The organism is Blastococcus sp. TML/C7B (assembly GCF_016612845.1).
Classification (GTDB): Bacteria; Actinomycetota; Actinomycetes; order Mycobacteriales; family Geodermatophilaceae; genus Blastococcus.
Map to the genome: position 1 here is coordinate 957,575 of NZ_JAEOAA010000001.1, position 24,787 is coordinate 982,361.

The window sequence follows — 24,787 nt, forward strand, 5'->3', positions numbered from 1 at the left end:
ACGGTGTCGCGGGCCCGCCACACCTGGCCCTGCCCGCCGGTGGCCAGCAGGACGTCCAGCTCGTAGCGGCCGCCGAGCAACCGCCGTCCGGGCTCCGCCACCGATGTCACCTCGCGTTCCGTCGTCCTCCTGTCGTACCCGGCCTCCGGGGACCCCGCGACCGGGGTACGTCTACGGGGTGACGGGATCCGTCGCGCCGGTCGTGGTGGGCGGCGCGGAGGTCGTCGTCGTCGGGGGCGGTGTCGACGACGACGGCGGCGTGTCCGACGTCGTCGGGGGCGTCGTCGGCGTCGTCGGCGTGGTCGTGGCGGTACCGCTCGTGCTGCCCGGACCGGAGGTCCCGGTCGTCGGCGCGGACGGCGCGGTCGTCAGCCCCGCCTGCAGCGTGGGCTCCGGGTCGCCGGTGCCGGCGACCGTGCCGACCTCGGTCACCTCGGCCGGAGCCGGTGCGTCGTCGGTCGGGTAGGCGTCGTCGGGGGTGGCCGGGCCGCCGACACCGGTGCTCGACCGCGGCGGCGGGACGGCGTAGCGGACGACGACGACGTCTCCGGCCCGCAGCTGCCGGCCGGTCGGGGACAGGCCGGTGACCTGGTCGCGCGCCACGGCGGCCGTGATCTCGGCCTTGAGCTCGACCACGAGGCCGAGCGCGGTCAGCTCCTCGGCCACCTCGCCGACCGGGCGGCCCACGTGGTCGGCCGCGGTGAGCAGCAGGCTGCCGCTGTCCCGGGTCTGCGCCGCCTCCGCGGTGCCGGAGGGCGGCCCGTCGGAGAACCCGCGCAGCACCCCGGTGGCGATGCCGGCGCCGGCGACGAGGGCGACCAGCGGGGCCAGCGCCATCGCCACCCGCCGGCCACGGCGGGGGGCCGGCGGACGCCGCACGCTCGCCTGCGTCGGTGGGCCGGCGAGCGCGCCCGGCGCGGGCGGCAGCGCGGCGAGGCCGGTCGTCGGCGGCGGCGGCAGGTCGGTCGGCTCGCCACCGGCCAGGACGTCGTCGACCGCGGCACCGAACGCGGCGCCGTCCGGGAAGCGGACGGCCGGGTCCTTGACCAGGGCGCGGGTGATCAGCGTTCGCAGACCGGGCGGCAGGTCGGCGGGCAGCGGCTCGGGGTCCTGCTGCACCTGCTTGAGCGCGATGGTGACCGCGTTGTCGCCGTCGAAGGCCGGGCGGCCGGTGAGGCACTCGTAGCCGATCAGCCCGAGCGCGTAGACGTCGCTGGCCGGGGAGGGGTGCCGGCCCTCGGCCTGCTCGGGCGAGAGGTACTGCGGGGTGCCGATCACCTGACCGGTGCGGGTGAGCGCGACGCTGCGGGCCGACCAGGCGATGCCGAAGTCGGTGATCTTCACGCTGCCGTCGGGGCGGACCAGGATGTTGCCGGGCTTCACGTCCCGGTGCACCAGGCCGGCGCGGTGCGCCTCGGCCAGGGCGAAGGCCGTCTGCTGCAGCAGCCGCAGCGTCGGCTCGGTGCCCAGGGCGCCCTCGCGGGCGAGCAGCGCCGAGAGGGGCTCGCCCTCGACGAGCTCCATGACCAGGTAGGCCAGCGTCTCGCCCGTGCCGTCCTGGGCGGTCTCCTCGCCGTAGTCGAAGACCGCGGCGACGTTCGGGTGGCTCAGCGAGGCCGCGTGCTGCGCCTCGGCCCGGAAGCGGGCCAGGAAGCTGGGGTCGCCGGTGTACTCGCTGCGCAGCACCTTGACCGCGACCGAGCGGTGCAGGGCGGTGTCGACGCCGCGCCAGACCTGACCCATCCCGCCCGCGGCGATCAGCCCGAGGAGTTCGTAGCGGTCACCCAGGCACCGTCGTCCTGGTTCGACCACGGGGGGTCACTCCTGTCCACGTTCCGCCGGCTGGTGCGGGGACACCGCACCACCGGACGGTTCGTCCGGGCACAGCTCCCCCGACCCTCCGGTGTCCAGACCGGGTCCGGTCTACACATGCGGAGGGGCGGCCCCATGATCGCCCGGGTGGAGAGCCGTTCCCCAGCACCGCCGAGGTGACCCGGACGACTCCCCCGGCGCGCCCGGCGTGCCCGTTGCTGCCCGTAGCCGGTGGATGACCGGTGTCGGTTCAGCCCTCGAAGAGCGCGCGCCCCCACCAGTCGTCGTCGCCCTGCACGCCCGGCGGGCAGGCGAAGACCGCCGACGACGTGTGCCGGATGTACTCGTTCATCGCGTCGAGCCGCAGGTTGCGCTGCACCTGGACGAAGCCGGTGGCGGGATCGCGCTGGTAGGCGATGAAGAACAGCCCGGCGTCGAGCCGGCCCAGCCCGTCCGAGCCGTCGACGAAGCTGTACCCGCGCCGCAGGATCGCCGTCCCCGAGTTCGTGGGGTGGGCGAGGAAGACGTGCGAGGTCTCCGGGATCGCGAACTCGCCGTCGACCTGCTTCGTGAAGTCGACCGGGTCGAACTCCGCCTGCTGGCCCAGCGGCGCGCCGCTGCCCTTGGTCCGCCCGATGGTCCGGTGCTGCTCGTCCAGCGACGAGGTGTCCCAGGGCTCGATGAGCATGCGGATCCGGCGGGTGACCAGGTAGGAGCCACCGGCGAGCCAGTCCGCGCCGCTGTCGCCGTCGGCCACCCACACGAAGCGGTCCAGCCCGGCCGACGCCTCGGCCTTGAGGTTGTTCGTGCCGTCCTTGAAGCCGAAGAGGTTGCGCGGGGTGTCCTGCCCGGTGCTGGTGGACGACGTCCGCCCGAAGCCGAGCTGGGACCAGCGCACGCTCACCACGCCGGCACCCAGGCGCACCAGGTTGCGGACGGCGTGCACCGCGACCTGCGGATCGTTCGCGCAGGCCTGGATGCAGAGGTCGCCGCCGCTGATCTCGGGCCGCAGCTGGTCGCCGGGGAAGGCGGGCAGCTCGGTCAGGGGGGCGGGGCGGCGGGCGGCCAGCCCGAACCGGTCGGTGCCGTCGGCCGCGGTGAACAGCGTCGGGCCGAACCCGATGGTCAGCGTCAGGCCCGAGGGCGGCAGCCCGATCGCCTCGCCGGTGTCGTCCGGGGGCGCGTACCGCTCGCCGTCCACCGCCCCGACCGGGCCGGCGTCCCGGCCCGCGGTCATGCGGCGGGCCGCGTCGGTCCAGGCCTTCAGCACCGCGACGAGCTCGTCGCGGTCGTCGGTGGTGACGTCGAGGGCGACGAAGTGCAGCCGGTCCTGCGCGGGGGTGACGATGCCGGCCTGGTGCGGGCCGGTGAAGGGGACGGCGTCGTCCGCGCGGGGGCCGCCCGGTGCCGGCTCCTGCGCCGTCGACCGGCCGATCAGCCCGCCGGTCGCCCCGGCCGCCACCACGCCGGCGGTGCCCGCCCCCAGCCAGCCGAAGAGCCGCCGCCGGGAGACCCCCGCCGGCTGCTCCTCCGGTCCCTGCTGCTCGGTCATCGCATCACCTGCGGGCGACGACCGCCGCGACCTGGCTGACCGACTCGGTCAGGGCGGTGATGCGGTCGCTGAGGCCCTTGAGCTGGTCCTGGGGTGAGCTGGTCGTGCAGCATCCAGCCGTCGCCGGCGCGGTACTGCCCGAGCTCGGCCTCGGTCTCGGCGAACCGCTCGTCGATCTCGGCGACCAGCTCGGGGTCGGCCTCCTCGAGGAACGGCCGCAGCGCCTGCACGGCGGCCTGCGAGCCCTCGACGTTGGCCGCGAAGTCCCACAGGTCGGTGCGCGAGTAGCGCTCCTCCTCGCCGGTGATCTTGCCGGTGGCGACCTCGTCGAGGAGCGCCTTCGCGCCGTTGGCCAGCTGCAGGGGCTCCAGCGTCGTCTCGTCCGCCAGCTCCACGACCCGCCGGACGTCGGCCAGGAGGTTGTCGGCGTAGGGGCCCATGGCGGAGACGTCGCCGGTCACCCACAGCGCCTGCTCGATGCGGTGGAAGCCGGTGAAGTCCTGGCCCTCCTCCTGGTCGCCCTCGCGGCCGTCGATCAGCGGGTCGAGGTCGCCGAAGATCTCCGCCACCGGCTCGATCCGCTCCCAGTAGGTGCGCGCCACGGGGTACAGCGCCTTCGCGCCCTCGACGTCGCCGGCCTTCACGGCGTCCACGAAGGCGGTGGTCTGCTCGATGAGCGCGCCGGTCTGGCTCTGCACGTAGCGCTGGTAGTCGACGCCGGCCTGGGCGAGGGACTCGTCCTCGGACAGCTGGGCCGCCTCGCCGGTGACGGTGAGCGGGTTGCGGATGCCGTCGCCGATCATCCCCGGCTTGCAGACGGTCTCGTACTCACCGGCCGGCAGCTCCACGAGCAGCGGCCGGCTCAGGCCGGGCGCGATGTTCTCGATCTCGGCCATCACGCGGTCGCCCTCGGCGTACACGTAGAACTCGGTGACCTTGCTGCCCTCGTTCGTGATCTCGAACTCGTGCGTCCCCGCGGGCAGCTCGTCGGCCTCGACGTCGCACGCGTCGTCGGACGCGGCGACGGGGATGGTGTCGGCCGGCGTGCCGCCGCCGCCGTCGCCGCCGTCGTCGGACCCGCCGCAGGCGGCGGTGAGGACGACGAGGGCCAGGGCCGGCAGGAGGGCGAGCCGGCGGTCACGCAGGGACATGCGGGGAGGTCTCCGAGTTCGTGGGGGTCGTTGCCGAGGAGGAGCCGGGGGCCGCACCGCCGCGGGGAGCGGCGGGCGTGCGCGCGGGCCAGAGGAAGAGGACCAGCACCGGCACGAGGTAGACCACGTAGGCGATCGTCTCGAGCACGGTCGGGGCCGCGGTGATGTTGAACATCCCGGCGAGGGCCGCGCCGTACCAGCTGCCGGGGTCCAGGACGCCGGAGATGTCGAACGCGATCACGTCCAGGCCCGGGAGGACGCCGGCCTCCTGGAAGTCGTGGATGCCGTACTTGAGGATGCCGGCCGCGACGAAGACCAGGAGCACCCCGCTGACGGTGAAGAACCGCTGCAGGTTCACCCGGATCGCGCCGGCGTAGAGCCCCGCGCCGAGGAGGATCGCGGTGAGGACGCCGAGGGAGATCGCGACCAGCGGGGTCGCGGTCGAGGAGGCCCCCTGGGCGGCCGCGTAGAACAGCAGCGCCGTCTCCAGGCCCTCGCGGATGACCGAGACGAACGCGATGCCGGCCACCGCCAGGGCGCCGGCGCCGACCGCCGTCTCGAGCCGGCCGGTGAGCTCGCCCTTGAGCCGGCGCGCCGTGCGGCGCATCCAGAAGATCATCCAGGTGACCAGGACGACGGCCAGCACCGAGGCCACCGCCTCGAACAGCTCGCGCGAGCGGTAGTCGGCCAGCAGCGAGGTCTCGGTGTAGGTCAGCAGGCCGCCGAAGATCACCGACAGCGCCACGGCGACGGCGACGCCGCCCCAGAGCGGCAGCAGCTCGCGGCGGCGACCGGACTTCACGAGGTAGGCCACGAGGATGCTGACGACGAGCGTCGCCTCGAGGCCCTCGCGCAGGCCGATCAGGAAGCTGGCGAGGAACGCCTGATCCATGCGGGAACCGATCGTCGACGGGCCGGCCCCGTCCGGACGGACGAAGGGCAGGCATACCTTAGTCCCGCCGGTTCCGTCGTGCACCACCCTGTGCCGGATCGGCCGAGGGCCGGGTGCGGTCGTGACAAGGTGGGCGGCGAGGGGCGCCCGGCCGCCCGACCACTGCGCGCGAGAGGCGGACGACGATGCCCGAGACTGTGACCAGGGAGGACTCCGCGGGAGTCGCCACGATCACCATGCTGCGCCCGGGGTTGTCCACCACGATGCGCCGGGAGCTGCTGGAGGTCGTCCGCGCCGTCGAGGCCGACGAGTCGGTGCGGGCGGTGCTGTTCACCGGGACCGGCCGCGCGTTCTGCGTGGGCCAGGACCTCCACGAGTCGCGCGCGCGCCGGGCGGGCGAGGAGCCCGAGGGCGATCCCGACGCCCCCCTGCCGGTGCTCGTCGAGGAGTACAACCCCCTGGTGCTGGCGCTCTCCGGGCTGCGGGTGCCGCTCGTCGTCGGCATGAACGGGGCGTGCGCGGGCGCGGGCCTCGGCCTGGCGCTGACCGGTGACCTCCGGGTGGCCGCCGCCGGCGCGAAGATCACCACGGCGTTCGCCGGCGTCGCGCTGTCCAGCGACTCCGGGGTGGCCTCACGGCTGGTGCACTGCGTGGGCGGGGCGCGCGCCGCCGAGCTGCTGCTCCTCCCCGAGCCGTTCCTCGCCGAGACGGCACTGCAGTGGGGGCTGGTGCACCGCGTCGTCCCGCCGGAGCAGGTGCACGCCGAGGCGTGGGCGCTGGCCGCGCGGCTCGCGGCCGGCCCGACGGTGGCTTACCGGGCGATCAAGACCGTCCTGGCGACGGCGGCGACCGACTCGCTCGAGGAGACGCTCGCGCTGGAGGCGCGGCTGCAGACCGGCGCCGGCCGGGCCGCCGACCACCGGGAGGCGGTCGAGGCGTTCCTGGCCAAGCGGCCGCCGGTCTTCACCGGCCGCTGATCAGCGGGCGAGGACGGCGCACACCGGGCACACGTCGGCGCCCGTGCGGGGCCAGTCCTGCGACCGGTCCACGCGCGCCAGCGACCCGCAGAGGGTGAGCTCGCAGGCCTCGTCGAGCTCGGCCACCGGCCGGTGCAGCTCGACGGCGTGCCAGAGCGCGGCGGTGGCGCCGTGGGCGCGGCTCTGGGCAGCGGCGTGCGCGGTGGTCTGCAGCATCATGCGGAGGACGTCGGCACCCGCGCGGGGCGGGGTGACGGCCCGGTGCGGCGCGCTCACCCGGAAGGGGGAGGGCGCCAGGGCACGCGCCGGAGCCCCGGCCGGGGCAGGATGCGGGCATGGAGCTGACCAAGCACGGCCACGCGTGCGTCGTCCTCGACGACGGCGAGCGTCGGCTGGTGATCGACCCGGGGGCCTTCACCGAGGACGCCGCGCTGGAGGGCGCCTCGGCCGTGCTCGTGACGCACGAGCACACCGACCACTTCGTCCCCGACCGGTTGCGGGCCGCGCTGGAGGCGGACCCCGCGCTGGAGATCTGGACCAACAAGTCGGTGGCCGCCCAGCTCGACGGGCCGGCCGGGCGGGTGCACGTCGTGGGCCACGGCGACGCCGTCACGGTGGCCGGCGTCGAGGTGCGGGTGCACGGGGAGCTGCACGCGGAGATCCACCCGGACATCCCGCGGATCGCCAACATCGGGTTCCTGGTCGGCGGGCTGGTCTTCCACCCCGGTGACGCGCTGACCGTCCCGGACGAGCCGGTGGCGACCCTCCTGCTGCCGATGCACGCTCCGTGGTCGCGCACGGCCGACCTCATCGACTACGTGCGGGCGGTGCACGCCGACCAGGCGTTCGCGGTGCACGACGGGCTGCTCAACGACACCGGCCTGGGTGTGGTGACCGGGTTGCTGGGAGAACGGGGGCCGGGGACGCCCACGCCGTTCAGCCGGCTGGCCCCGGGGGACACCGTCGAGCTCTGAGCCCGCCGGCGCCCCCCGGGTGCGCGTCAGCGGACGGCGCCGCGCTTCGAGCCGGCGGAGATGCGCTCAGCCACGCCGATGAGCAGCACGGCGGCGATGACCGCGAGCACGAAGCCCGTGACGTTGAGCTCCCAGATGTCGCCCTTGTTGAAGGCCTGGGCGATGAGGCCACCGATCAGCGAGCCGACCAGGCCCAGGGCGAGGGTCGCCAGGATCCCGAGGTGCTGCTTGCCCGGGACGATGAGGCGGGCCAGGGCGCCGATGATGAGCCCGGCGACGAGAAAGCCGATCATTCTTGTCTCCTCCAGATGCTGTCGGTTGGGCGCGGTGTCAGCGAACGGCGCGGTTCCTGTTCGACAGGGCCTCGGCCACACCCACTAGCAGGACCGCAGCAATGACGGCGATGATGAAGCCGACGACGTTGAGCTCGAAGATGCCGGTCTCGTCGTTGAAAAGACCGCCAATCGCTCCACCGATGAATGCGCCGACCACACCCAGCAGCAGAGTGGCGACGATGCTCATCCGCTGCTTGCCCGGCTTGATGAGGCGAGCGAGCGCTCCGATGACCAGGCCCACGACGAGCAAACCCAGAATGTCAACCAGCACGGCGATGTCTCCCTTGTTCGACCGTCCACGCGGTCCCGGCACGACGCCAGGTGCGGCTCCGGTGCACGGAGGAGCCGGTACCCCCGGAGTCGATCACTGATGCACCGTTCGCCCGATCGGGCGCCGATCGTGATCTGCCCGTGTCGCGGGCCGGGCCCGTCAGGAGCCGCGGGCGACCAGGGCCACGTGCGCCGGCACCTTGTCCAGCTCGGACTCCACCGTGCGGCGCACCATCGAGCGCGCCGCCCTGCCGAGCAGCCAGCGGGCCGGCCGGCTGCCCCGCCGGGGCCGGTGGGTGACGGTCATGGTCACCCGCGTGCCACCGGTCGCGGTGTCGGCCAGCTCGATCCGCGTCGTCCAGGTCTCGGGCGTCAGCTCCAGCTCGGTCCCGACCTGCCGGCCGGGCACCCACTCGACGATCCGGCCCCGGGGAGCCCCGGCGGGCGGCTCCCCCTCCAGCCGGCCGGCGACGGCGACGAACGTCGTCCGCCGGCCGCTGCCCTCGACCACGTAGGAGACGTCGCAGACCGGGCAGTAGGGCTGGAGGACCGCCAGCGCGCGCCAGACGTCGGCCCGCGGCTCGGGCACCTCGCGCGTACCGGTCGCCGTGCTCATGCGCCCGACCGTACCCGCCGGTAGCCCTGTGCCCCCTCGAGCACGGATCCGCAGGTCAGACGGCGGAGCGGCGGCTGGCAGATCCGTTCCCCAACCCGCACCATCGAACGATGACCGGGACAGAGGACTGGCGGGTACGCCGGTGGGCGGCCACCCACCGGCGCATCTTCACCGCTGCCCTCGCCCTGTTCGAGGACTTCGGCTTCGAGCAGGTCAGCGTCGGGCAGATCGCGACGGCGGCGTCGGTGTCCGTGCCGACGTTCTACGCGCACTACCCGAGCAAGGAGCACCTGATCATGGCGCTCCCCACCGCCGAGCAGGTGGAGGCGTTGCTCGCGAGCCAGCCGGGCGAGCTGTCGGTGGGCGAGAAGATCCGCCGGGCCGCGCCGCTGTGGTTCGCCTCGATGCCGCCGGACGAGTACGAGGAGACGCTGCTGCGGTGGCGGATCATCGCCGGCACCCCCTCGTTGCGACGCCGCGCCGCGGAGTTCGAGCGCGAGACGGCCGGCATGATCGTGGGCGCCCTGCCGACGTCGGGCACCGCGGAGGTCGTGCAGGCCGGCGCCTACCTGGCCGCCTTCACCACGGCCCTGCTGGCCTGGGCCGACAGCGGTGGCGAGCGGAAGCTGGACGAGGTCTTCGACGAGGCGTTCGGAGCGCTCGGCGGCTGACCCGGGCCCGATCGGGCGCGGGTCCGGCTGCCGGGGTCAGCCGCCCAGGCGTTCGGCGAGGGCCGGCCAGCGCTCGGCGAACACCCGCTCGGCGTCGCGGGCGCGCTCCTCCGCGCGGCCCAGCAGCAGGCCGTAGGTGAAACCGGGCTCACCGGCGGCGTGCGCGCTCACGGCCAGCTGCCGCGCGTGCGACGCGACGACGACGAGGTCCTGGAGGGCGCCGAGCAGCCGCTGGGTCCGCTTGGCCGTCCGCGCGACGTCGCGGGCCGGATCGCCGAGCACGGGCGCGAGGGCCTGCGCGGTGAACCGGGCCCGGCGGGCCCGGCGGCGGACGGCGTGCAGCTCCTCGGTGCGCTCCGCATCGGTCAGCGTCGTCGCGTGCGCCGCGGCCGAGCGCACCCGCCGGGTCTCCCGCCGCAGCACGGCGGGCAGCACCTCCACGGCGGGCCCCGAGGCCCGGGCCGTGAGCGGCGGCGCGGCGAGCAGGGCGTCCAGCGCGTCGAGCAGCTCGAGGTGCCGCCGCTCGGCCACGAGGTCCGCGGCCCGGGCGCGACCGCGCTCCGCGGCGGCGATCTCGCTCGCCTGCAGCCGGGCGGCCACCGGACCCAGCACCAGCTCCGGGGGCAGCTCCGCCACGGAAGCGCGCAGCCCGGCGAAGGCCACCTGCTCGTCCCGCGCCTCCGACAGCCGGGCGGCGAGCCAGCGGAGCTCCTCCCGCAGCGGGTCGGTGGCGGTGCGGTCGACCAGCGGGCGGAAGGCGGCGAGCAGCCCGCGCAGCCGGCGGCAGGCGATCCGCATGCGGCGCAGGCCGTCGTCGGCACCGGTGCGCAGCCCGACGTCCGCCAGCTGGAGCGCGCGCACCTCGTCGGCCAGCGCGGTCAGCGCCACCTCGCCGGCGGACGGTCCGGCGGGCCGGGCCGCCTTCCCCTTCTTCTTCCGCTTCGCCGGCCGCTCGTCCGCCGGCGGCTCGGGCTCGTCGTGCTGCCCGAGGGCCCGGGCCAGCTTGGAGGCCCGATCGGTGGTCGCGGCACCCGCGGCGACGAGGCGCTCCCCCACCCGCCCGAGCAGCGCGCGGTCCCCCTCGATCAGCTCGACCTCGACCTCCCGCCAGCTGCGCACCTCGGCCGTGCCGTCGGGGCCGCTGAGCCGGGTGGCGCTCACCGTGTCGTCGGCGACCTCGGCGAGGGGGCGGCCGTCGGCGTCCCGCAGCACGGTGACCACCCGGCGGGTGCGGAGCTGGGCCACCGGGCCCGGGACCGCCGAGCGGAGGACGCCGGCCAACGGCGCGGTCACCGCCTTGGGCGGGCGCCGGGTCGCCCGGCCGAGGGGCTGGTGCAGCTCCCTGCGGGCGCCCTCGGTCGCGGGCAGCTTCACGTGCCAGCCGGCGTCGGTCCCCCCGGTGCGCCGGCGCAGGGTGATCCGGGCCCGGGCCAGCCGCAGGTCGGCGGTGTCGAAGTACCGGGCCTCGAGCCGGTGCTCGACCGGCGCGTCCGCCGAGGCCACGCCCTCGACCCCGGCGAGCTCGGGGACGACGTAGGTCAGCGGGACGTCGAACTTCGTCTCGATCTCGAGCTGCTCGGCGGCCACCCGAGCACCGTACGGCGGGCGGGGAGGGCGCCGGAGACCGTCCTCCCCCGCATGTTCACCGGCCCGGTGCGCTGGGCACGCCTCCGGGACGCAGGCGCCCGCGAGGGGACGCCGCGCCCCGGGAGGTCGGCCATGGTCAGCGAACGAGACGTGTCGGCGGCGATCGGCAGCACCGCCTACGGCAGCGACGGCGAGCCGGTCGGCACCGTGGAGACCTTCTACGACGACGACCGCACCGGTGCGCCCAGCTGGGTGTCGATCGCCAGCGGACTGCTGGGCACCCGGCGGGCGCTGGCGCCGGCCGGGGACGCCACCTTCGCCGACGGTCGGCTGCAGCTGGGCGTGCCGGCGGACGCGGTGTCCCGCGCGCCGCGGCTGGGCGGCGAGCACCTCTCCCTCGAGGAGGAGGCCGAGCTGCGCGCCCACTACGCCCGGGCGCTCGCGGAGAGCACCGGCGCCGACGGGGCGGAGCCGGACGACGAGGCGCCCCGGCCGGACGAGGGCGGGATGGTGCGCGTCGAGGAGCAGCTCCGGGTGGGCACCGAGCGGACGGCGGCCCGCCGCGTGCGGGTCGTGAAGTACGTGATCACCGAGGAGGTGCAGGTGACCGTGCCGATCCGCCGCGAGGAGATCCGGATCGAGGAGCTGCCCCTGGACGCCGGCGGAGACGACGAGCTGGTGACCGAGGGCGAGTCCCTCGACGGCGGGGCCCCCGACGGGGGGCGCACGGCGCCGGCGGGCCTGCCCGACGAGCTGGTGCTGCACGCGGAGCGGCCCGTCGTCGGCGTCGAGGTGGTGCCGGTCGAGCGGGTGCGGCTGCGCACCGAGCTGGTCGAGGGGCAGGAGACGGTCTCCGGCACCGTCCAGCGCGAGCGCATCGCCGTCGACGAGGAGCGGACCCCGCGCGCCGGCCGCTGACCTCAGCCGGGGGGCCGGCCGCCCGCCACCCGCAGCAGCTCGTCGCCGCTCGGGTCGACGAGCACCCGGCCGTCGGGGGCGAGCACGACCGGGACGCCGTCCGGCGGCTCGAGCTCGTCGAGCATCGCCCGGGCCGCGGCGTCCTCCGCCGGGTCCAGCCAGGTGTGCCCGATGCCGTGGTCGGCCAGGACGTCGCGGAGCCGGTCGCTGGCCGGCCAGCGGCGGTCGCCGAGCACCCGCATGCCGGTAGCCCGGCCGATGAGCATGGCCCGCCGGATGAGCAGGGCGCGGGTGATCAGCTGGGAGAGCTCCCGGTCGCCGGCCATCGCGGCGCGCAGCCGGTCCACCGTCAGGGTCAGCACCTCACCGGGCGCCGCGCCGACGACCGAGCGGACGGCGGGCTGCCCGGCGAGCATGTTGAGCCCGCCGAGGAAGCGGTGCGGGCCGACGACCGAGACCACGCGCGGCCCCTCGTCGGCGCCGTCGGCGTCCTCGACGACGGCGACCGTCCCCGACAGGACGACGACGAAGTCCCACTCGGCGCTGCCGCCGCGCACCAGCACGTCCCCGGTCGCCGTGGGCCGGCGCCGCCCGTAGCGGCGCAGCACCGCCAGCTGCCGGTCGGTCAGCCGCGGCGAGGAGCCGTCGACGTCCGGGGTCTCCGCGGCACCGTCCAGCCGGGCCACCTCGGCGACGGCGTCCATCCGTACCGGCGGCGACCACGGCGGCGGGCCGGCCGGCGCCGGCGGGAGGGGCCGGCGCTCGGCCGGAGCGCCGCGCGGATCGGTCTCGAGCAGGGCGGCGGCCAGCGCGTCGGTGGTGGTCGGCCCGTCGTGCCGGACGCCGTTGACGAAGAACGTCGGGGTGCCGCGGACGCCGCTGGCCTCGGCGCTGGCGACGTCGTCGCGGATGCGCGCGGCGTGCGTCGCCTCGCCCAGCTCGCGGGTGAAGCGCTCCAGGTCCAGGCCGAGCGCGGCGGCGTGCTCGAGCAGGTCGGCCGCCTCCAGCCGGTCCTGGTGGGCGTACAGCCGGTCGTGCATCGCCCAGAACGCGCCCTGGGCGCCGGCGGCCTCGGCCGCCTCGGCGGCGAGCTCGGCGTGCGGGTGCACGTCGACCAGCGGGAGGTGGCGGAACACGTACTGCAGCTCGTCGGCGAAGCGCTGCCGCAGCTCGCCGACCACACCCGTGGCCCGGCCGCAGAACGGGCACTCCACGTCGCCGTACTCGACGAGGACGAGCGGCGCGTCGACCGGGCCGCGGACGTGGTCGACGGCGGGGTCGAGCAGCGTCGGCCGCGCCGGTCCGTCCGGGGAGGTCCGGCGGCCCAGCAGCCGGAAGACCAGAGCGCCCAGGAGGGTGGAGACCACCGCGGCGGCGAGGATGCCGATGGTCGCCTCCTCGCGCATCGCCTCGTCGTCGAAGGCCAGGTCGGTGACGAACAGCGAGACGGTGAACCCGAGGCCGGTGAGCGCGGCGCCGCCCCACACCGCGCCGAGGGTGACGCCGCGGGGCAGCGGGCCGAGCTTCAGCTTCACGGCCAGCGTGGCCGCCAGCCCCACACCCAGCAGCTTGCCGACGACGAGGCCGGTGAAGACGCCGAGCGTGACCGGCGAGGTCACCGCCCGCTCCAGCAGCTCGGCGTCCACCCGCACCCCGGCGTTGGCCAGCGCGAACACCGGGACGACGAGGTAGGTGGTCCACGGGACGAGGACCGCGCCGATCCGCTCGTTGGGCGAGACGGCGCGCTCGACCGACAGCTTCGCCTGCCGCGCGATGCCCGGGTCGGGCGACTGCCGGAAGGCGCGGGTGAGGACGCCGGCCTGCTCCACCTCGTCCCGACGCGGCGGGTAGGCGCTGACCAGCAGGCCGAGGACGACGCCGCCGATGGTCGCGTGCACGCCGGACTCGTGCATCGCCACCCACATGACGACGCCGACGGCGAAGTAGGCCGGCCCGCGCCAGACCTGCAGCTTGGACAGCCCGATGAACACCAGCACGCACAGCCCGGCCACGGCGAGGGCACCGAGGTCCAGGTCGTCGGTGTAGAAGACCGCGATCACCGACAGCGCGCCGATGTCGTCGACGACGGACAGCGAGAGCAGGAAGACACGCAATTGGATGGGGAAGTGCCGGCCGAAGACGGCCAGCGCGCCCAGCACGAACGCGGTGTCCGTCGCGATCGGGATGCCCCAGCCGTGCGCGCCCGGGCCCCCGGCGTTGAACGCGTAGAAGATCAGCGCCGGGACGGCGAGCCCGCCGACGGCGGCCAGCGCGGGCACGGTGAGCCGGCTGCGCTGGGCCAGCTCGCCCATCGACAGCTCGCGGCGGACCTCCATGCCGATGAGGAAGAAGAAGAACACCATCAGGCCGTCGTTCACCCAGTGCCGCAGGTCCTGGGTGATGCCGGCGTCCCCGAGCCGGACGGCGAACTCGGTGTCCCACAGCCGGTCGTAGGAGCCGCCCCACGGCGAGTTCGCCCAGAGCAGCGCGAGGACCGTGGCGAGGACGAGCAGGGCCGCGCCGGCCAGACCGGAGGAGATCAGCCGCCGCACGGAGCCGGACAGCTGGCCGCCGAGGTGGACGCTGCGGGACCGGCTGGCGCCGTCGGCGGGGGTGCTCACGACGCGGGCAGCGCGCCGGACCCGCCGTCCTGTTCCCGCCGGTCCGGCAGGAACCTGAACCGCTCGCGGGTGGCGGCGGACCTCGGCGGCGTCGACGTCGGCGAGCACGAGGGTTTCGACGCCGGCCGCCGTCGCCAGCAGCTCACCGGTCGGTCCGATGATGCGGCTGTCGCCGGCATGCTCGGTGCCGTCCCCGGCAGTGCCGACCCGGTTGCAGCCGACGACGTAGGCCTGGTTCTCGATGGCGCGGGCCTGGAGCAGCGCCGTCCAGTGCAGCCGCCGGGCCGCCGGCCAGTTGGCGGTGACCAGGTAGACGTCGGTCTCCGGCGCCGCGCGCCAGAACACGTCGGCGAAGCGCAGGTCGTAGCAGACGAAGGGGGTGATGCGCAGGCCGCCGATGGTCACGGTCAGCGGGCCCTCGCCGGCGCGGAAGCGCTCGTGCTCGCCGCCGTGGGTGAACGGGTGCAGCTTGCGGTACCGGTGCACCGTGCCGTCCGGGCCGGCCAGCACGAAGGAGTTGTAGGGGAGCGGGTGGTCCTCGGCGATCTCCGGGCAGCTGCCGCCGACCCAGATGCCGTGGGCAGCCGCCTGCTCGGCCAGGAACGTGGCCGACGGGCCACCCTCGGGCTCACCGATGCCCGGGGTCATGGAGAAGCCGGTCGAGAAGGTCTCCGACAGCACCACCAGCTCGGCGCCGGCCGCCGCCGCGCGGGCGACCTGCGGCGTCAGCCGGGCGACGTTCGCCGCCCGGTCCTCCCAGACGATGTCGTGCTGCACCGCCGCGATCCTCACGCCCACCCTCCCCCGGGGCAGAAATGGCCATTTATGCCCCTCATGCCGGCCTCCCCATCGCGGCGAGCCGCTCGACCGCCTCGCCGAGCACGGCATCGGCCTTGCAGAACGCGAACCGGACCAGGTGCCGGCCCAGGTGCGCGTGCTCCGCGGTGTAGAACACCCCGGACGGCACGGCCACGACCCCGGCGCGGGCGGGCAGCGCCCGGCAGAACGCCAGGCCGTCGCCGTCGGGCTGCACGCCGCGGACGTCGACCGTCGCGAAGTAGGTCGCCTCCGGGCTGATCACCGGCAGGCCGGCCGCGCGCAGCCCGGCCACCAGCACGTCCCGGCGGTACTGCAGGTCGCGGGCCGCGCCCGCGAAGTACGCGTCGGGCAGCCGCAGCCCGGCCGCCACCGCCGGCTGGAACGGCCCGGCGTTGACGTAGGTGAGGAACTGCTTCGCGGTGCGGACGGCGGTGACCAGCGGCGCGGGCCCGCAGATCCAGCCCACCTTCCAGCCGGTCACGTTGAACGTCTTCCCCGCGCTGCTCACCACGAGCGTGCGCTCGCGCATGCCCGGCAGGGTGGCCGGCGAGATGTGCCGGGCACCGTCGAACACCAGGTGCTCGTAGACCTCGTCAGTGAGCACCAGCAGGTCGTGCTCGACCGCCAGTTCGGCGAGGAACGCCGACTCCTCGCCGGTCAGCACCGTGCCGGTGGGGTTGTGCGGGGTGTTGAGCAGCAGCAGGCGGGTGCGCGGGGTGATCGCCGCCCGCACGTCGGCGGGGTCGAACGCCCAGTGCCCGCCACCGGCGGCGGGCGCGGTGAGCGGCACCGGGCGCAGCACGCCGCCGGCCATCGCGATCGACGCCGAGTAGCTGTCGTAGACCGGCTCCAGCAGCACCACCTCGTCGCCGGGCTCGACCAGCGCCAGCATGGCCGCGGCCAGCGCCTCGGTGGCGCCCACGGTGACCAGCACCTCGGTGTCCGGGTCGTAGGCCGTGCCGGTGAACCGCTGCCGGTGCTCGCTGATCGCCGTCCGCAGCTCCGGGGTGCCGGGGCCCGGCGGGTACTGGTCGGCGGCGGTGCCGATGGCGGCCCGGGCGACCTCGAGCACCTCCGGCGGGCCGGGGTAGTCGGGGAAGCCCTGGCCCAGGTTGATCGAGCCGGTGGCCACGGCGAGCGCGCTCATCTCGGCGAAGACCGTCGTCCCGAAGCCCTGGAGGCGGTCGGCGAGGTACGGGGTGCGGGTCACGGCGCGCCCACCGCGGTGAACCGGACGGTGCGCCCGGTGACGTCGGCCTGCTCCAGCCGGACGCGGATCCGAGTGCCGGGCCGCAGGCCCTCCCCGGTGCAGCGGCCGCGGATCGCCAGGTCGTCGAGGACCACCGTGCCCCGGCCGTCCTCGGCGTCGACGACGACGGCGGTGAAGGTCGCGCCCTCCCGGCCGCGCAGCAGCCACGCCTCGGTGGCGTCGATGACCGCGCGCTCGACGTCGCGGGTCCGCCGGTCCGAGGCAGCCATGAGCGCGGGGAGCTCGGGCAGCGCCGCGCGCAGCTCGTCCGACGGCGGGAGCCCGGCCGCCAGCGCGAGGCAGACCTCCGTGCCGAACCGGTCGACCAGCCGGCGCAGCGGTGCGGTGACGTGCGCGTAGGGGGCGCCGACACCGCCGTGGCCGGGCTGATCGGGCGCTGCGCCGCCGTCGAACGCCGTGTAGGCCGCGCCCCGCAGCAGGGTGACCGCCTCCTCCAGGAACGCCGCGTGCCCGGGGCGCGCGGCGTCCAGGCCGCCGATGACCTCCCCGGGCAGCGCACCCGCCGGCCAGTCGACGCCGAGCGCCGGCGCGAGCCGCCGGAGCCGCTCGACGTCCGCCGGCTGCGCCGGTGGGAGGGTCCGCAGCAGCCCGACGCCGCCCTCGAGCATTAGCGTCGCGGCGCAGCGGCCGGTGAGCAGCGAGATCTCGGCGTTCCAGCCCTCGACCGGCAGCTCGCCGCGCAGCGCCAGCGTCCAGCCGCCGCCCGCCGCCGCCTCGACCTCCTGGTCGGGGGTGCCGAGCTCGATCGCGCCGCGCTCGACGGCCCGCCGCTGCAGCAGCGCGCCGACGGCCGGCAGCAGGGCCAGCGGCTCGGGCAGGGTGCCGGCGTCGGCCTGCGCCTGCACGGCCGGGTAGTCCAGCTGCGCCCGGCTGCGGACGCGGGCGCGGCGCAGGTCCACCCGCACCGGCTCGCCGTCGGCGTCCAGGTCCATCGTCCACAGCGCGGCCGCGCGGAGCTCACCGGGCAGCAGGCTGGCCGCGCCCTCGCTCAGCACCGGCGGGTGCAGCGGCGTCCGGCGGTCGGGGCTGTACAGCGTCTGGCCGCGGCGGCGGGCCTCGCCGTCCAGGGCGCCACCGAGGTCGACCACCGCGCCGACGTCGGCGATCGCGTAGCTGACCCGGTAGCCGTCGCCGCGCGCCGCCAGGTGGACGGCCTGGTCGAGGTCGCGGCTGCCGACCGGGTCGAGGGTGACCAGCGGGACGTCGGTCGCGTCCAGCTCGGGCAGCCGGGGCTGTGCCGCCCGCCGCCCGGCCTCGGCCAGGACCGCCGCGGGGAACTCCTCGGGCACCTCGAACTCGGCCCGGATCGCCGCGAAGTCCGGGCACTCCGGTGCCGCGGCCGGCCAGCGGGGGACGCGGAGCGGGGCGCGGACCATGCGCTCAGCCTGGCAGAGCGGCCGCGACCGCGGGAGGTTCCACGTGGAACCGGTCAGCGGACGCGGACGTCCCCGAAGCCCTCGATGGAGACGACGTCGCCCGCGCGCAGCTGCCGGCCGCGCCGGTCCTCGGCCTCGCCGTTGACCCGGATGTCGGTCGTGGCGAGCACGTCCTTGACCTGCGCGCCGGTCGGGACGGCGTCGACGAGCTTGAGCAGCTGCCCGAGCCGGATGGTGTCCTCACCGGGTCGCAGGTCGACGGTCCGCATGCCGGTCAGTCTGCCGCCGGCCCCAGGACGTCGCCGACCCGGACCCGGCCCGGCTGCGTGATCGCCGCGCGGACGGCCAGCATCCCGTCCCGCTCGCGGTGGATCGTCTTGAGCACCGAGGTGTCCCGCTCCAGCCCGCCGGGCTGCGGGCGGGTGGTCATCACGCAGCGGGCGATGGGGGCGCCGATGCGCAGGCCCAGCTCGCCGAGGGAGAGCTCCTCCCCGCGCAGGTCGTCCTCCCCCGCGCCGTCGAGCAGCACGTTGGCCCGGAACCGCCGCCGGTCCCAGCCGCCCAGGGTGCCGGTCGAGACCAGGGAGAGGCGGATCCGCGGGCTGTCGTGGAACGGGCCGGTGGCGCCCTGCCACTGCGCCCACTCGACCGGGCCGTCCGGGGTCTCGTCGCCCGGGTCCTCGTAGGTGGGCGCGGCGCCGTCGTTCTCGGTCGCCGCGCGCAGCTCGACCCTTCGGCCCAGCCAGTCCGACAGCACCCGCTCGTCGGCGGTGACCGTGCCGTCGGGCAGCACGACCTCCACCCCGCCGTCAGCGGTGACGCGGGCCGCGCCGAACAGCAGCTCGGGCACCCGGCGCGCGGTCAGCCCGAGGCCGGTGTCGCGGTCGAACAGCGCCCAGCCGCGGTCCCGCGGGATGCCCAGCGGGCCCACGTGCGTCTCGCCGAGCAGCTCGCCCTGCAGCGACTTGACCGGGTAGCGCCAGAGCTCGAGGACGCGCACCTCAGCCCGCCGGGGTCCAGGCCACCGTCCACGTGCCGGCCCAGGTCTCCCCCGGCTCGAGGACGACGACGTCCACGCCGTCGGCCAGCGCGTTCGCCGGGCAGCTCATCGGCTCCAGCGCCAGGCTGCGCCGCCGCTGACCGTCCGGCAGCGTGTCGCCGCTGTAGACCAGCAGCCACGGCCACGCCTCGTCGACGGCGAGCTCCAGCTCCCCCTCGGCGCCGCGCAGGCGGGTGCGCGCCCAGCCGTCGGCGTCCCGGTCCAGGTCGGTGAGCGGGGTGTCGAACGCGCGCTCGCCGATCCGGCCGACCGCGCCGTCGAACGCGCGGCGCTCCCCCGTCGGCAGGCCGCCGTCGACGACCAGCTCGGTGCGGCCCGGCAGCTCGACCTCGGCGTCGGCGATGCCGCCGTCCTCGGTGGCGCCCACGGAGAAGTAGGGGTGGAAGCCGGCGCCGAAGGGGGCGCGGCGGTCGCCGTCGTTGCGCACCCGCAGGGTCACCGCGAGCCGGTCCGCGGTCAGCGCGACGTCCACCGCGGCGGCCAGCCGGAACGGGTAGCCGGGGCGCGGCAGCACCGTCGTCCCGACCGTGGCGGTGTCCGCCGTGCTCGCCAGCACGTCCCACGGCTGCCAGGTGACCAGGCCGTGCTGGGCGTTCGGCGTCTCCGGCGAGGCGACCTCGAGCTGCAGCTCCTCACCCTCCCACGTCCAGCGACCGTCGCGGATCCGGTTCGGCCACGGCAGCAGGACCCCGCCGCGGCGGCCCGGGAGCGTGCCGCCGGCCGGATAGCCGTCGAACACCTCCCAGCCGCCCACGGCCAGCCGGCGCAGCGTGCCGCCCCGGAGATCGATCGCGAGGGTGGCGTCCCCCGCCGTCAGCTCCACCTCGCGCGGCTCGGACGCGGGCCAGATGTCGGGCATGCGGTCACCTCACCACAGAACCGGTGCCGAGAGGGCGTCGGTCGTGGTGGTTGGTGACGGCAACTCCGCGCCGTGAGAGTGTTCGGGCGAGTGTGGTGCGGCGCACAGCAGGGCCGCGCCGGTCGCCCGGGCCGCGGGGCCCGTTCGCGGAGGGAACGCCTGGATGACGACGTCGACCCGAGGGCCGGTGCGCCCGGACGGAACGCCGATCGACAAGGAGGCGGTCCGCCGCAAGTACCTCGAGGAGCGCGACAAGCGGCTGCGGGCCGACGGCAACGACCAGTACCTGCGGCTCACCGGCGAGCTCGCCGGGTACCTCACCGACCCGTACACCCCGCGGACGGAGCGCGCGCCGAAGACCGACCACGTGACCGTCGCCTTCATCGGCGGCGGCTTCGCCGGGCTGGTCACCGGCGCGCGGCTGGCCGAGGCCGGCGTCCCGGTGCGGATCGTCGAGAAGGGCGGGGACTTCGGCGGCACCTGGTACTGGAACCGCTACCCCGGCGCCCAGTGCGACACCGCGTCGCTGATCTACATGCCGCTGCTCGAGGAGACCGGCCACGTGCCGACCGAGAAGTACGCGCACGCGCCGGAGATCCTCGAGCACTGCCAGCGCATCGGGAAGCACTACGGCCTGTACGACGACGCGCTGTTCCACACCGAGGTCACCGACCTCGAGTGGGACGCCGCGGCCGCCCGCTGGATCGTGCGCACCGACCGCGGTGACGCCTTCACCGCGCAGTTCCTCGCCATGGGCACCGGCCCGCTGCACGTGCCGAAGCTCCCCGGCATCCCGGGCATCACCACGTTCGGTGGCCACAGCTTCCACACCAGCCGGTGGGACTACGCCTACACCGGCGGCGACGCCTCCGGTGCGCCGCTGGACCGCCTGGCCGACAAGCGGGTCGCGCTCATCGGCACCGGCGCGACCGCCGTGCAGGCGGTGCCGCACCTGGCCGGCGCCTGCGCCGAGCTCTACGTCTTCCAGCGCACGCCGTCGTCGGTCGACGTGCGCGGCAACGGGCCGATCGACCCCGAGTGGTTCGCCTCCATCGCCACACCGGGCTGGCAGCGGCGCTGGCTGGAGAACTTCACCGCCACCCAGACCGGCGCCGGCGACGGCGAGGACCTGGTGATGGACGGCTGGACCGACCTGGCCCGGCGCATGCGCGAGCGCGTGCTCTCGCTGCCGCCCGAGGAGCAGACCCTGGCCGGCATGCAGGCGGCCATGGAGGACGCGGACGTCGAGAAGATGGAGGAGATCCGCGCCCGCGTCGACGCCGTCGTCGCCGATCCGGAGACCGCCGAGGGGCTCAAGGCCTGGTACCGGCAGCTGTGCAAGCGGCCCTGCTTCCACGACGAGTACCTCGACGCCTACAACCGCCCGGGCACCCACCTCGTGCACACCGACGGCAAGGGCGTCGAGCGGATCACCGAGGACGGCGTGGTCGCGAACGGCCGCGAGTACGAGGTCGACTGCATCATCTACGCCTCGGGCTTCGAGGTGGGCACCGACTACACGCAGCGGGCGGGTTACGACGTCACCGGGCGGGACGGCGCCCGGCTGTCCGAGCGCTGGGCCGACGGCATGCGCACGCTGCACGGCACCCACGTGCACGGGTTCCCGAACCTGTTCGTCGTCCAGCCCACCCAGGGCGCCAACCTGATCAGCAACGTCCCGCACAACCTGACCGAGTCCGGGCGCACCATCGCGGCGATCGTGCGGCACGCCCTGGACACCGGCGCGCGCGAGGTCGAGGTGACCGCCGAGGCCGAGCAGGCGTGGGTCGAGCTGCTGCTCACGCACCCCGGGCGGGGCGTGATCGGCTCGCCCGACTGCACGCCGGGCTACTACAACAACGAGGGCCGGGACGCCGGCCTGCGCGCCAAGCTCAACGTCGGCTACCCCGCCGGGGCGGCCGCCTACTTCACCTACCTGGAGGGCTGGCGCTCCTCCGGCGACTTCGAGGGGCTGATGTTCCGGTGACGGATCTGGAGAACCTGGTCCGCGGCATCGACGTCGCGGACCCGTACCCGCTCTGGCAGCAGCTGCTCGACGGCGGCCCGCTGGTGGCTCCCGACGGCTCCATGGCGCTGCTCACCCAGCACGCCCACTGCGACGCCGTCCTGCGCTCGCCCGTGGTCAGCGTCGACCGGAAGAACAGCCGCCAGTGGCAGGAGGTCGCCGCCACCCTGCCGCCCGAGGAGCTCGCCCGCCTGGACCGGCAGCGCAGCTTCCTCTTCCTCGACCCGCCGGACCACACCCGGCTGCGGCGGCTGGTCAGCAAGGCGTTCACCCCGCGGACCGTCGCCGAGCTGACCCCGATGGTCGAGAAGCTCGCCGAGGACCTGCTCGACGCCGCGGTCGCGGACGACCGGTTCGAGGTCGTCGGGGCGATCGCCTACCCGCTGCCGGTCACCGTGATCAGCCGGATGCTCGGCGTCCCCGAGGCCGACCACGTGCGGTTCGCCGGCTGGTCGGACGTGCTGGCCAAGAGCCTGGACGACGGGCCGATGACCGAGCACCCCGACGACGCCCGGGAGCGGCGGCACGCCGGGGACGAGTTCCGCGCGTACTTCACCGCCCTGTGCGCCGAGCGGCGGGCCGATCCGCGGGACGACCTGCTCAGCGCGCTGGTGCAGATCGAGCACGAGGGCGACCGGCTGACCACCGACGAGCTGCTCAACACCGCCCAGCTGCTGCTGGTCGCCGGGCACGAGACGACCGTCAACCTGATCGCCAACGGCACCCTCGCGCTGCTCCGGGACGACGAGCTGCGCGCGCAGGTGGCCGCCGACGAGAAGACCGCCGCGGGCTTCGTCGAGGAGGTGCTGCGGCTGGACCCGCCGGTGCAGATGACCGGCCGCACCGTGCTCGAGGACCTCGAGGTGCCCGGAGGCGTGGTCCGCGCCGGCGGCCGGGTGGTGCTGCTCATCGCCGCCGCGGGCCGGGACCCGCGTCAGCACCCCGACCCGCTGCGCATGGACCCGACCCGCACCAGCCCGCACCTGGCGTTCAGCATCGGCGCCCACTACTGCCTGGGCGCGCCGCTGGCCCGGCTGGAGGGCCGGGTCGCGCTGCAGGCGCTGGCCCGCCGGATGGACGGCGCCCGCCTGGGCGAGCTCACCTACAAGCCGAACCGCATCCTGCGCGGCCCGGCCACGGTCGAGGTCCTCCTCCCCTGACCTCCGCGAGATCTGCACACTCGGGGCTTTCGGGCGCCTGAATGCCCCGAGTGCGCAGGGCTCGGTCAGGGCAGGGTGCGCTCGAAGAACAGCGAGTGCTCGGCGTCCGGGTCGTCGACGTACACCCCGAACGCCCCGATCGGCCGGTAGCCGGCGCCGCTGTAGAGCGCGACCGCCTCGGGCTGCCGCGGGCCGGTCTCCAGCCGCAGCGTCGCCCAGCCGTGCGCCCGGGCGGCGTCCTCGAGCCCGGTCAGCACCGCCCGGCCCACGCCACGGCCGCGCGCCGTCGGCACCACGTACATCCGCTTGACCTCGGCCGCGCCGTCGCCGAGCGGGCGCAGCGCGCCGCAGCCCACCGGCGTCCCGTCGTCGTCGGAGGCCAGCAGGACGACGGCGACGTCGGCCGACGACGGCGGTGACCCCGGCTCGAGCTTGCCGCCGTAGCGGGCCCGGATCTCGGTCTGCTGGTCACCGGCCAGCCGCTGCACCACGGCGTCGTCCCAGGGCCGCTCCTCGATGCGCACCCGCCCATCCTGGCCAGCGCCCGGCCGCGCGTCCGCAGGTACCGTCCGGGCACGCCGTCCAGGAGGAGAACCGTGCCCGTCGAGCGCGACCTGCCCACCCCCGAGGCCGAGGACCTGATCGCCCTCACCCGCGAGATCGCCGACGCCGAGCTCGCGCCGCACGCCGCGGCGCACGAGCGCGAGGAGGTGTTCCCCCGCGCGGTGTTCCGCCTGCTGGGCGAGGCCGGCCTGATGGGGCTGCCCTTCGGTGAGGACGTCGGCGGCGGGGGCCAGCCCTACGAGGTCTACCTGCAGGTCGTCGAGGAGCTCGCCGCCCGCTGGGCCAGCGTGGCGCTGGGCGTCAGCGTGCACACGCTGTCCTGCTTCCCGATCGACCGCTTCGGCACCGAGGCCCAGCGTCGCGAGCTGCTGCCGGACATGGTGGGCGGGCAGCTGCTCGGCGCCTACTGCCTCTCCGAGGCGCACGCCGGCTCGGACGCCTCGGCGCTGCGGGCCAGCGCCCGGGTGGCCGGCGAGGGCTGGACGGCGTCCGGCGAGAAGGCGTGGGTCACCCACGGCGGGCAGGCGGACTTCTACTCGACGTTCCTGCACACGCCGGACGACGGCGGATCGCGGGAGGGAGGCGGGCGAGGGCAGAGCATCTCCTGCTTCCACCTGACCCCCGACCTGCCCGGCTTCGGCGCCGCGCCGCCCGAGCAGAAGATGGGGCTGACCGGCTCCACCACCGCCGCGATCCGGCTGGACGACGTCCCGGTGCCCGCCGACCGGCTCGTCGGCGAGCGCGGCCGCGGCATGGGCATCGCCCTCGCGGCGCTGGACTCCGGGCGCCTGGGCATCAGCGCCGTCGCCGTCGGGCTGGCCCAGTCCGCCCTCGACGTCGCCGTCCGGTACGCCGTGGAGCGCGAGGCGTTCGGCCGCCCGATCGCCCAGCACCAGGGCGTGCAGTTCCTGCTGGCCGACATGGCGGCCGCCGTGGAGTCCGCACGGGCCACCTACCTGGCCGCGGCGCGGCGCAAGGACGCCGGCAAGCCGTACTCCCGGCAGGCGAGCATCGCCAAGCTCATCGCCACCGACGCGGCCATGAAGGTGACCACCGACGCCGTCCAGGTGCTCGGCGGCGCCGGCTACACCCGCGACCACCCGGCCGAGCGCTACATGCGCGAGGCGAAGGTCATGCAGATCTTCGAGGGCACCAACCAGATCCAGCGGATGGTCATCGGCCGGCACCTCACGAACGCCGTCGTCCCGCCGGCCGGGTGAGCCGGTCGTTCCACGTGGAACCCACCGGCAGGTGGACGACGCCGCCGCACGGTGCGC

General features: G+C 75.5%; 23 protein-coding genes. 7 read left to right on the forward strand and 16 right to left on the reverse strand.

Translation table 11 applies throughout. The annotated features are described in order from the left end of the window. Positions 1 to 171: 171 nt before the first annotated feature. The 4 genes from JKP76_RS04640 to efeU form a co-directional block, all read right to left on the reverse strand. Positions 172 to 1,812, reverse strand: a complete 1,641-nt coding sequence (locus JKP76_RS04640) for a protein kinase (protein WP_200489749.1) — start codon at positions 1,810 to 1,812, stop codon at positions 172 to 174. 250 nt (positions 1,813 to 2,062) lie between these two features. Next, positions 2,063 to 3,364 (reverse strand): iron uptake transporter deferrochelatase/peroxidase subunit, encoded by a 1,302-nt coding sequence (gene efeB / locus JKP76_RS04645; RefSeq protein ID WP_200489750.1) that lies wholly within the window; start codon positions 3,362 to 3,364, stop codon positions 2,063 to 2,065. Next, positions 3,361 to 4,515, reverse strand: a complete 1,155-nt coding sequence (efeO, locus tag JKP76_RS04650) for an iron uptake system protein EfeO (protein WP_200489751.1) — start codon at positions 4,513 to 4,515, stop codon at positions 3,361 to 3,363. Before efeO ends, efeB begins: the two co-directional genes overlap by 4 nt. Beyond that, the gene (gene efeU, locus JKP76_RS04655; protein ID WP_200489752.1) at positions 4,502 to 5,407 is read right to left on the reverse strand and encodes an iron uptake transporter permease EfeU; all 906 of its coding nucleotides are present in this window, start codon (positions 5,405 to 5,407) and stop codon (positions 4,502 to 4,504) included. The genes efeO and efeU overlap by 14 nt, the downstream gene beginning before the upstream one ends. Before the next feature lie 185 nt (positions 5,408 to 5,592). Here efeU and JKP76_RS04660 point away from each other — a divergent pair, with 185 nt between their 5' ends. Next, positions 5,593 to 6,384, forward strand: coding sequence for an enoyl-CoA hydratase-related protein (locus tag JKP76_RS04660; RefSeq protein WP_200489753.1), 792 nt, complete (start codon positions 5,593 to 5,595; stop codon positions 6,382 to 6,384). On the opposite strand, the gene JKP76_RS04665 is transcribed toward JKP76_RS04660, so the two are convergent. After that, positions 6,385 to 6,660: a hypothetical protein gene (locus JKP76_RS04665; RefSeq protein ID WP_309230035.1), complete on the reverse strand. Its 276-nt coding sequence runs from the start codon at positions 6,658 to 6,660 to the stop codon at positions 6,385 to 6,387. A gap of 59 nt (positions 6,661 to 6,719) precedes the next feature. On the opposite strand from JKP76_RS04665, the gene JKP76_RS04670 reads away from it, so the two are divergent. Beyond that, complete coding sequence (locus JKP76_RS04670) at positions 6,720 to 7,358, forward strand: MBL fold metallo-hydrolase (RefSeq protein WP_200489754.1); 639 nt, start codon at positions 6,720 to 6,722, stop codon at positions 7,356 to 7,358. 26 nt (positions 7,359 to 7,384) lie between these two features. Here JKP76_RS04670 and JKP76_RS04675 read toward each other — a convergent pair whose 3' ends face one another. The 3 genes from JKP76_RS04675 to JKP76_RS04685 all read right to left on the reverse strand — a co-directional run bounded on the left by JKP76_RS04675 (position 7,385) and on the right by JKP76_RS04685 (position 8,579). Continuing rightward, positions 7,385 to 7,651 (reverse strand): GlsB/YeaQ/YmgE family stress response membrane protein, encoded by a 267-nt coding sequence (locus JKP76_RS04675; protein WP_200489755.1) that lies wholly within the window; start codon positions 7,649 to 7,651, stop codon positions 7,385 to 7,387. A 37-nt stretch (positions 7,652 to 7,688) separates the two neighbouring features. Then, entirely contained in the window at positions 7,689 to 7,964 is a 276-nt protein-coding gene (locus JKP76_RS04680; RefSeq protein ID WP_309230037.1) for a GlsB/YeaQ/YmgE family stress response membrane protein, read from the reverse strand. Between the two features lie 159 nt (positions 7,965 to 8,123). Further along, entirely contained in the window at positions 8,124 to 8,579 is a 456-nt protein-coding gene (locus JKP76_RS04685) for an SRPBCC domain-containing protein (RefSeq protein ID WP_200489756.1), read from the reverse strand. 110 nt (positions 8,580 to 8,689) lie between these two features. Between JKP76_RS04685 and JKP76_RS04690 the strand changes: the two genes are divergently transcribed. Further along, positions 8,690 to 9,250 (forward strand): TetR/AcrR family transcriptional regulator, encoded by a 561-nt coding sequence (locus JKP76_RS04690; RefSeq protein ID WP_200489757.1) that lies wholly within the window; start codon positions 8,690 to 8,692, stop codon positions 9,248 to 9,250. Positions 9,251 to 9,286: 36 nt separating this feature from the next. Here the strand turns inward: JKP76_RS04690 and JKP76_RS23250 are convergent, their stop codons facing one another. After that, the gene (locus JKP76_RS23250) at positions 9,287 to 10,837 is read right to left on the reverse strand and encodes a CYTH and CHAD domain-containing protein (RefSeq protein WP_200489758.1); all 1,551 of its coding nucleotides are present in this window, start codon (positions 10,835 to 10,837) and stop codon (positions 9,287 to 9,289) included. A gap of 132 nt (positions 10,838 to 10,969) precedes the next feature. Between JKP76_RS23250 and JKP76_RS04700 the strand changes: the two genes are divergently transcribed. Further along, positions 10,970 to 11,755, forward strand: coding sequence for a DUF2382 domain-containing protein (locus tag JKP76_RS04700; RefSeq protein WP_200489759.1), 786 nt, complete (start codon positions 10,970 to 10,972; stop codon positions 11,753 to 11,755). A 2-nt stretch (positions 11,756 to 11,757) separates the two neighbouring features. Here the strand turns inward: JKP76_RS04700 and nhaA are convergent, their stop codons facing one another. The 6 genes from nhaA to JKP76_RS04735 are packed head-to-tail and all read right to left on the reverse strand — an operon-like array spanning position 11,758 to position 19,760. Further along, positions 11,758 to 15,168, reverse strand: coding sequence for a Na+/H+ antiporter NhaA (gene nhaA, locus JKP76_RS04705; protein WP_309232844.1), 3,411 nt, complete (start codon positions 15,166 to 15,168; stop codon positions 11,758 to 11,760). Positions 15,169 to 15,208: 40 nt separating this feature from the next. Next, on the reverse strand, positions 15,209 to 16,405 hold the full coding sequence (locus JKP76_RS04715) for a pyridoxal phosphate-dependent aminotransferase (RefSeq protein WP_200489761.1): 1,197 nt from the start codon (positions 16,403 to 16,405) through the stop codon (positions 15,209 to 15,211). After that, complete coding sequence (locus JKP76_RS04720; RefSeq protein WP_200489762.1) at positions 16,402 to 17,841, reverse strand: RNB domain-containing ribonuclease; 1,440 nt, start codon at positions 17,839 to 17,841, stop codon at positions 16,402 to 16,404. The genes JKP76_RS04715 and JKP76_RS04720 overlap by 4 nt, the downstream gene beginning before the upstream one ends. A 53-nt stretch (positions 17,842 to 17,894) precedes the next feature. Continuing rightward, positions 17,895 to 18,110 (reverse strand): RNA-binding S4 domain-containing protein, encoded by a 216-nt coding sequence (locus JKP76_RS04725; protein ID WP_200489763.1) that lies wholly within the window; start codon positions 18,108 to 18,110, stop codon positions 17,895 to 17,897. 5 nt (positions 18,111 to 18,115) lie between these two features. Continuing rightward, on the reverse strand, positions 18,116 to 18,841 hold the full coding sequence (locus JKP76_RS23255; RefSeq protein ID WP_200489764.1) for an MOSC domain-containing protein: 726 nt from the start codon (positions 18,839 to 18,841) through the stop codon (positions 18,116 to 18,118). A 1-nt stretch (position 18,842) separates the two neighbouring features. Further along, positions 18,843 to 19,760 (reverse strand): aldose epimerase, encoded by a 918-nt coding sequence (locus tag JKP76_RS04735; protein WP_200489765.1) that lies wholly within the window; start codon positions 19,758 to 19,760, stop codon positions 18,843 to 18,845. A 163-nt stretch (positions 19,761 to 19,923) separates the two neighbouring features. Between JKP76_RS04735 and JKP76_RS04740 the strand changes: the two genes are divergently transcribed. Both JKP76_RS04740 and JKP76_RS04745 read left to right on the forward strand, forming a co-directional pair. Then, positions 19,924 to 21,747: an NAD(P)/FAD-dependent oxidoreductase gene (locus tag JKP76_RS04740; RefSeq protein WP_200489766.1), complete on the forward strand. Its 1,824-nt coding sequence runs from the start codon at positions 19,924 to 19,926 to the stop codon at positions 21,745 to 21,747. Further along, on the forward strand, positions 21,744 to 22,946 hold the full coding sequence (locus JKP76_RS04745) for a cytochrome P450 (protein ID WP_200489767.1): 1,203 nt from the start codon (positions 21,744 to 21,746) through the stop codon (positions 22,944 to 22,946). The genes JKP76_RS04740 and JKP76_RS04745 overlap by 4 nt, the downstream gene beginning before the upstream one ends. 65 nt (positions 22,947 to 23,011) lie before the next feature. Here JKP76_RS04745 and JKP76_RS04750 read toward each other — a convergent pair whose 3' ends face one another. Continuing rightward, positions 23,012 to 23,470, reverse strand: coding sequence for a GNAT family N-acetyltransferase (locus JKP76_RS04750; RefSeq protein ID WP_200489768.1), 459 nt, complete (start codon positions 23,468 to 23,470; stop codon positions 23,012 to 23,014). A gap of 72 nt (positions 23,471 to 23,542) precedes the next feature. Here JKP76_RS04750 and JKP76_RS04755 point away from each other — a divergent pair, with 72 nt between their 5' ends. Then, positions 23,543 to 24,730 carry an acyl-CoA dehydrogenase family protein gene (locus tag JKP76_RS04755; protein ID WP_200489769.1) on the forward strand — a complete coding sequence of 396 codons (1,188 nt, stop codon included), beginning with the start codon at positions 23,543 to 23,545 and terminating at the stop codon, positions 24,728 to 24,730. The last annotated feature ends 57 nt before the right edge of the window (positions 24,731 to 24,787 follow it).

Bases quoted from the DNA above. Each gene is read 5' to 3' on its own strand.
- JKP76_RS04670 (WP_200489754.1), top strand. From the start codon at position 6,720: ATGGAGCTGACCAAGCACGGCCACGCGTGCGTCGTCCTCGACGACGGC.
- JKP76_RS04740 (WP_200489766.1), top strand. From the start codon at position 19,924: ATGACGACGTCGACCCGAGGGCCGGTGCGCCCGGACGGAACGCCGATC.
- efeB (WP_200489750.1), bottom strand. From the start codon at position 3,364: ATGACCGAGCAGCAGGGACCGGAGGAGCAGCCGGCGGGGGTCTCCCGG.
- JKP76_RS04690 (WP_200489757.1), top strand. From the start codon at position 8,690: ATGACCGGGACAGAGGACTGGCGGGTACGCCGGTGGGCGGCCACCCAC.
- JKP76_RS04735 (WP_200489765.1), bottom strand. From the start codon at position 19,760: ATGCCCGACATCTGGCCCGCGTCCGAGCCGCGCGAGGTGGAGCTGACG.
- JKP76_RS04720 (WP_200489762.1), bottom strand. From the start codon at position 17,841: ATGGTCCGCGCCCCGCTCCGCGTCCCCCGCTGGCCGGCCGCGGCACCG.
- JKP76_RS04725 (WP_200489763.1), bottom strand. From the start codon at position 18,110: ATGCGGACCGTCGACCTGCGACCCGGTGAGGACACCATCCGGCTCGGG.
- JKP76_RS04700 (WP_200489759.1), top strand. From the start codon at position 10,970: ATGGTCAGCGAACGAGACGTGTCGGCGGCGATCGGCAGCACCGCCTAC.
- JKP76_RS04675 (WP_200489755.1), bottom strand. From the start codon at position 7,651: ATGATCGGCTTTCTCGTCGCCGGGCTCATCATCGGCGCCCTGGCCCGC.
- efeU (WP_200489752.1), bottom strand. From the start codon at position 5,407: ATGGATCAGGCGTTCCTCGCCAGCTTCCTGATCGGCCTGCGCGAGGGC.
- JKP76_RS04660 (WP_200489753.1), top strand. From the start codon at position 5,593: ATGCCCGAGACTGTGACCAGGGAGGACTCCGCGGGAGTCGCCACGATC.
- JKP76_RS04685 (WP_200489756.1), bottom strand. From the start codon at position 8,579: ATGAGCACGGCGACCGGTACGCGCGAGGTGCCCGAGCCGCGGGCCGAC.
- efeO (WP_200489751.1), bottom strand. From the start codon at position 4,515: ATGTCCCTGCGTGACCGCCGGCTCGCCCTCCTGCCGGCCCTGGCCCTC.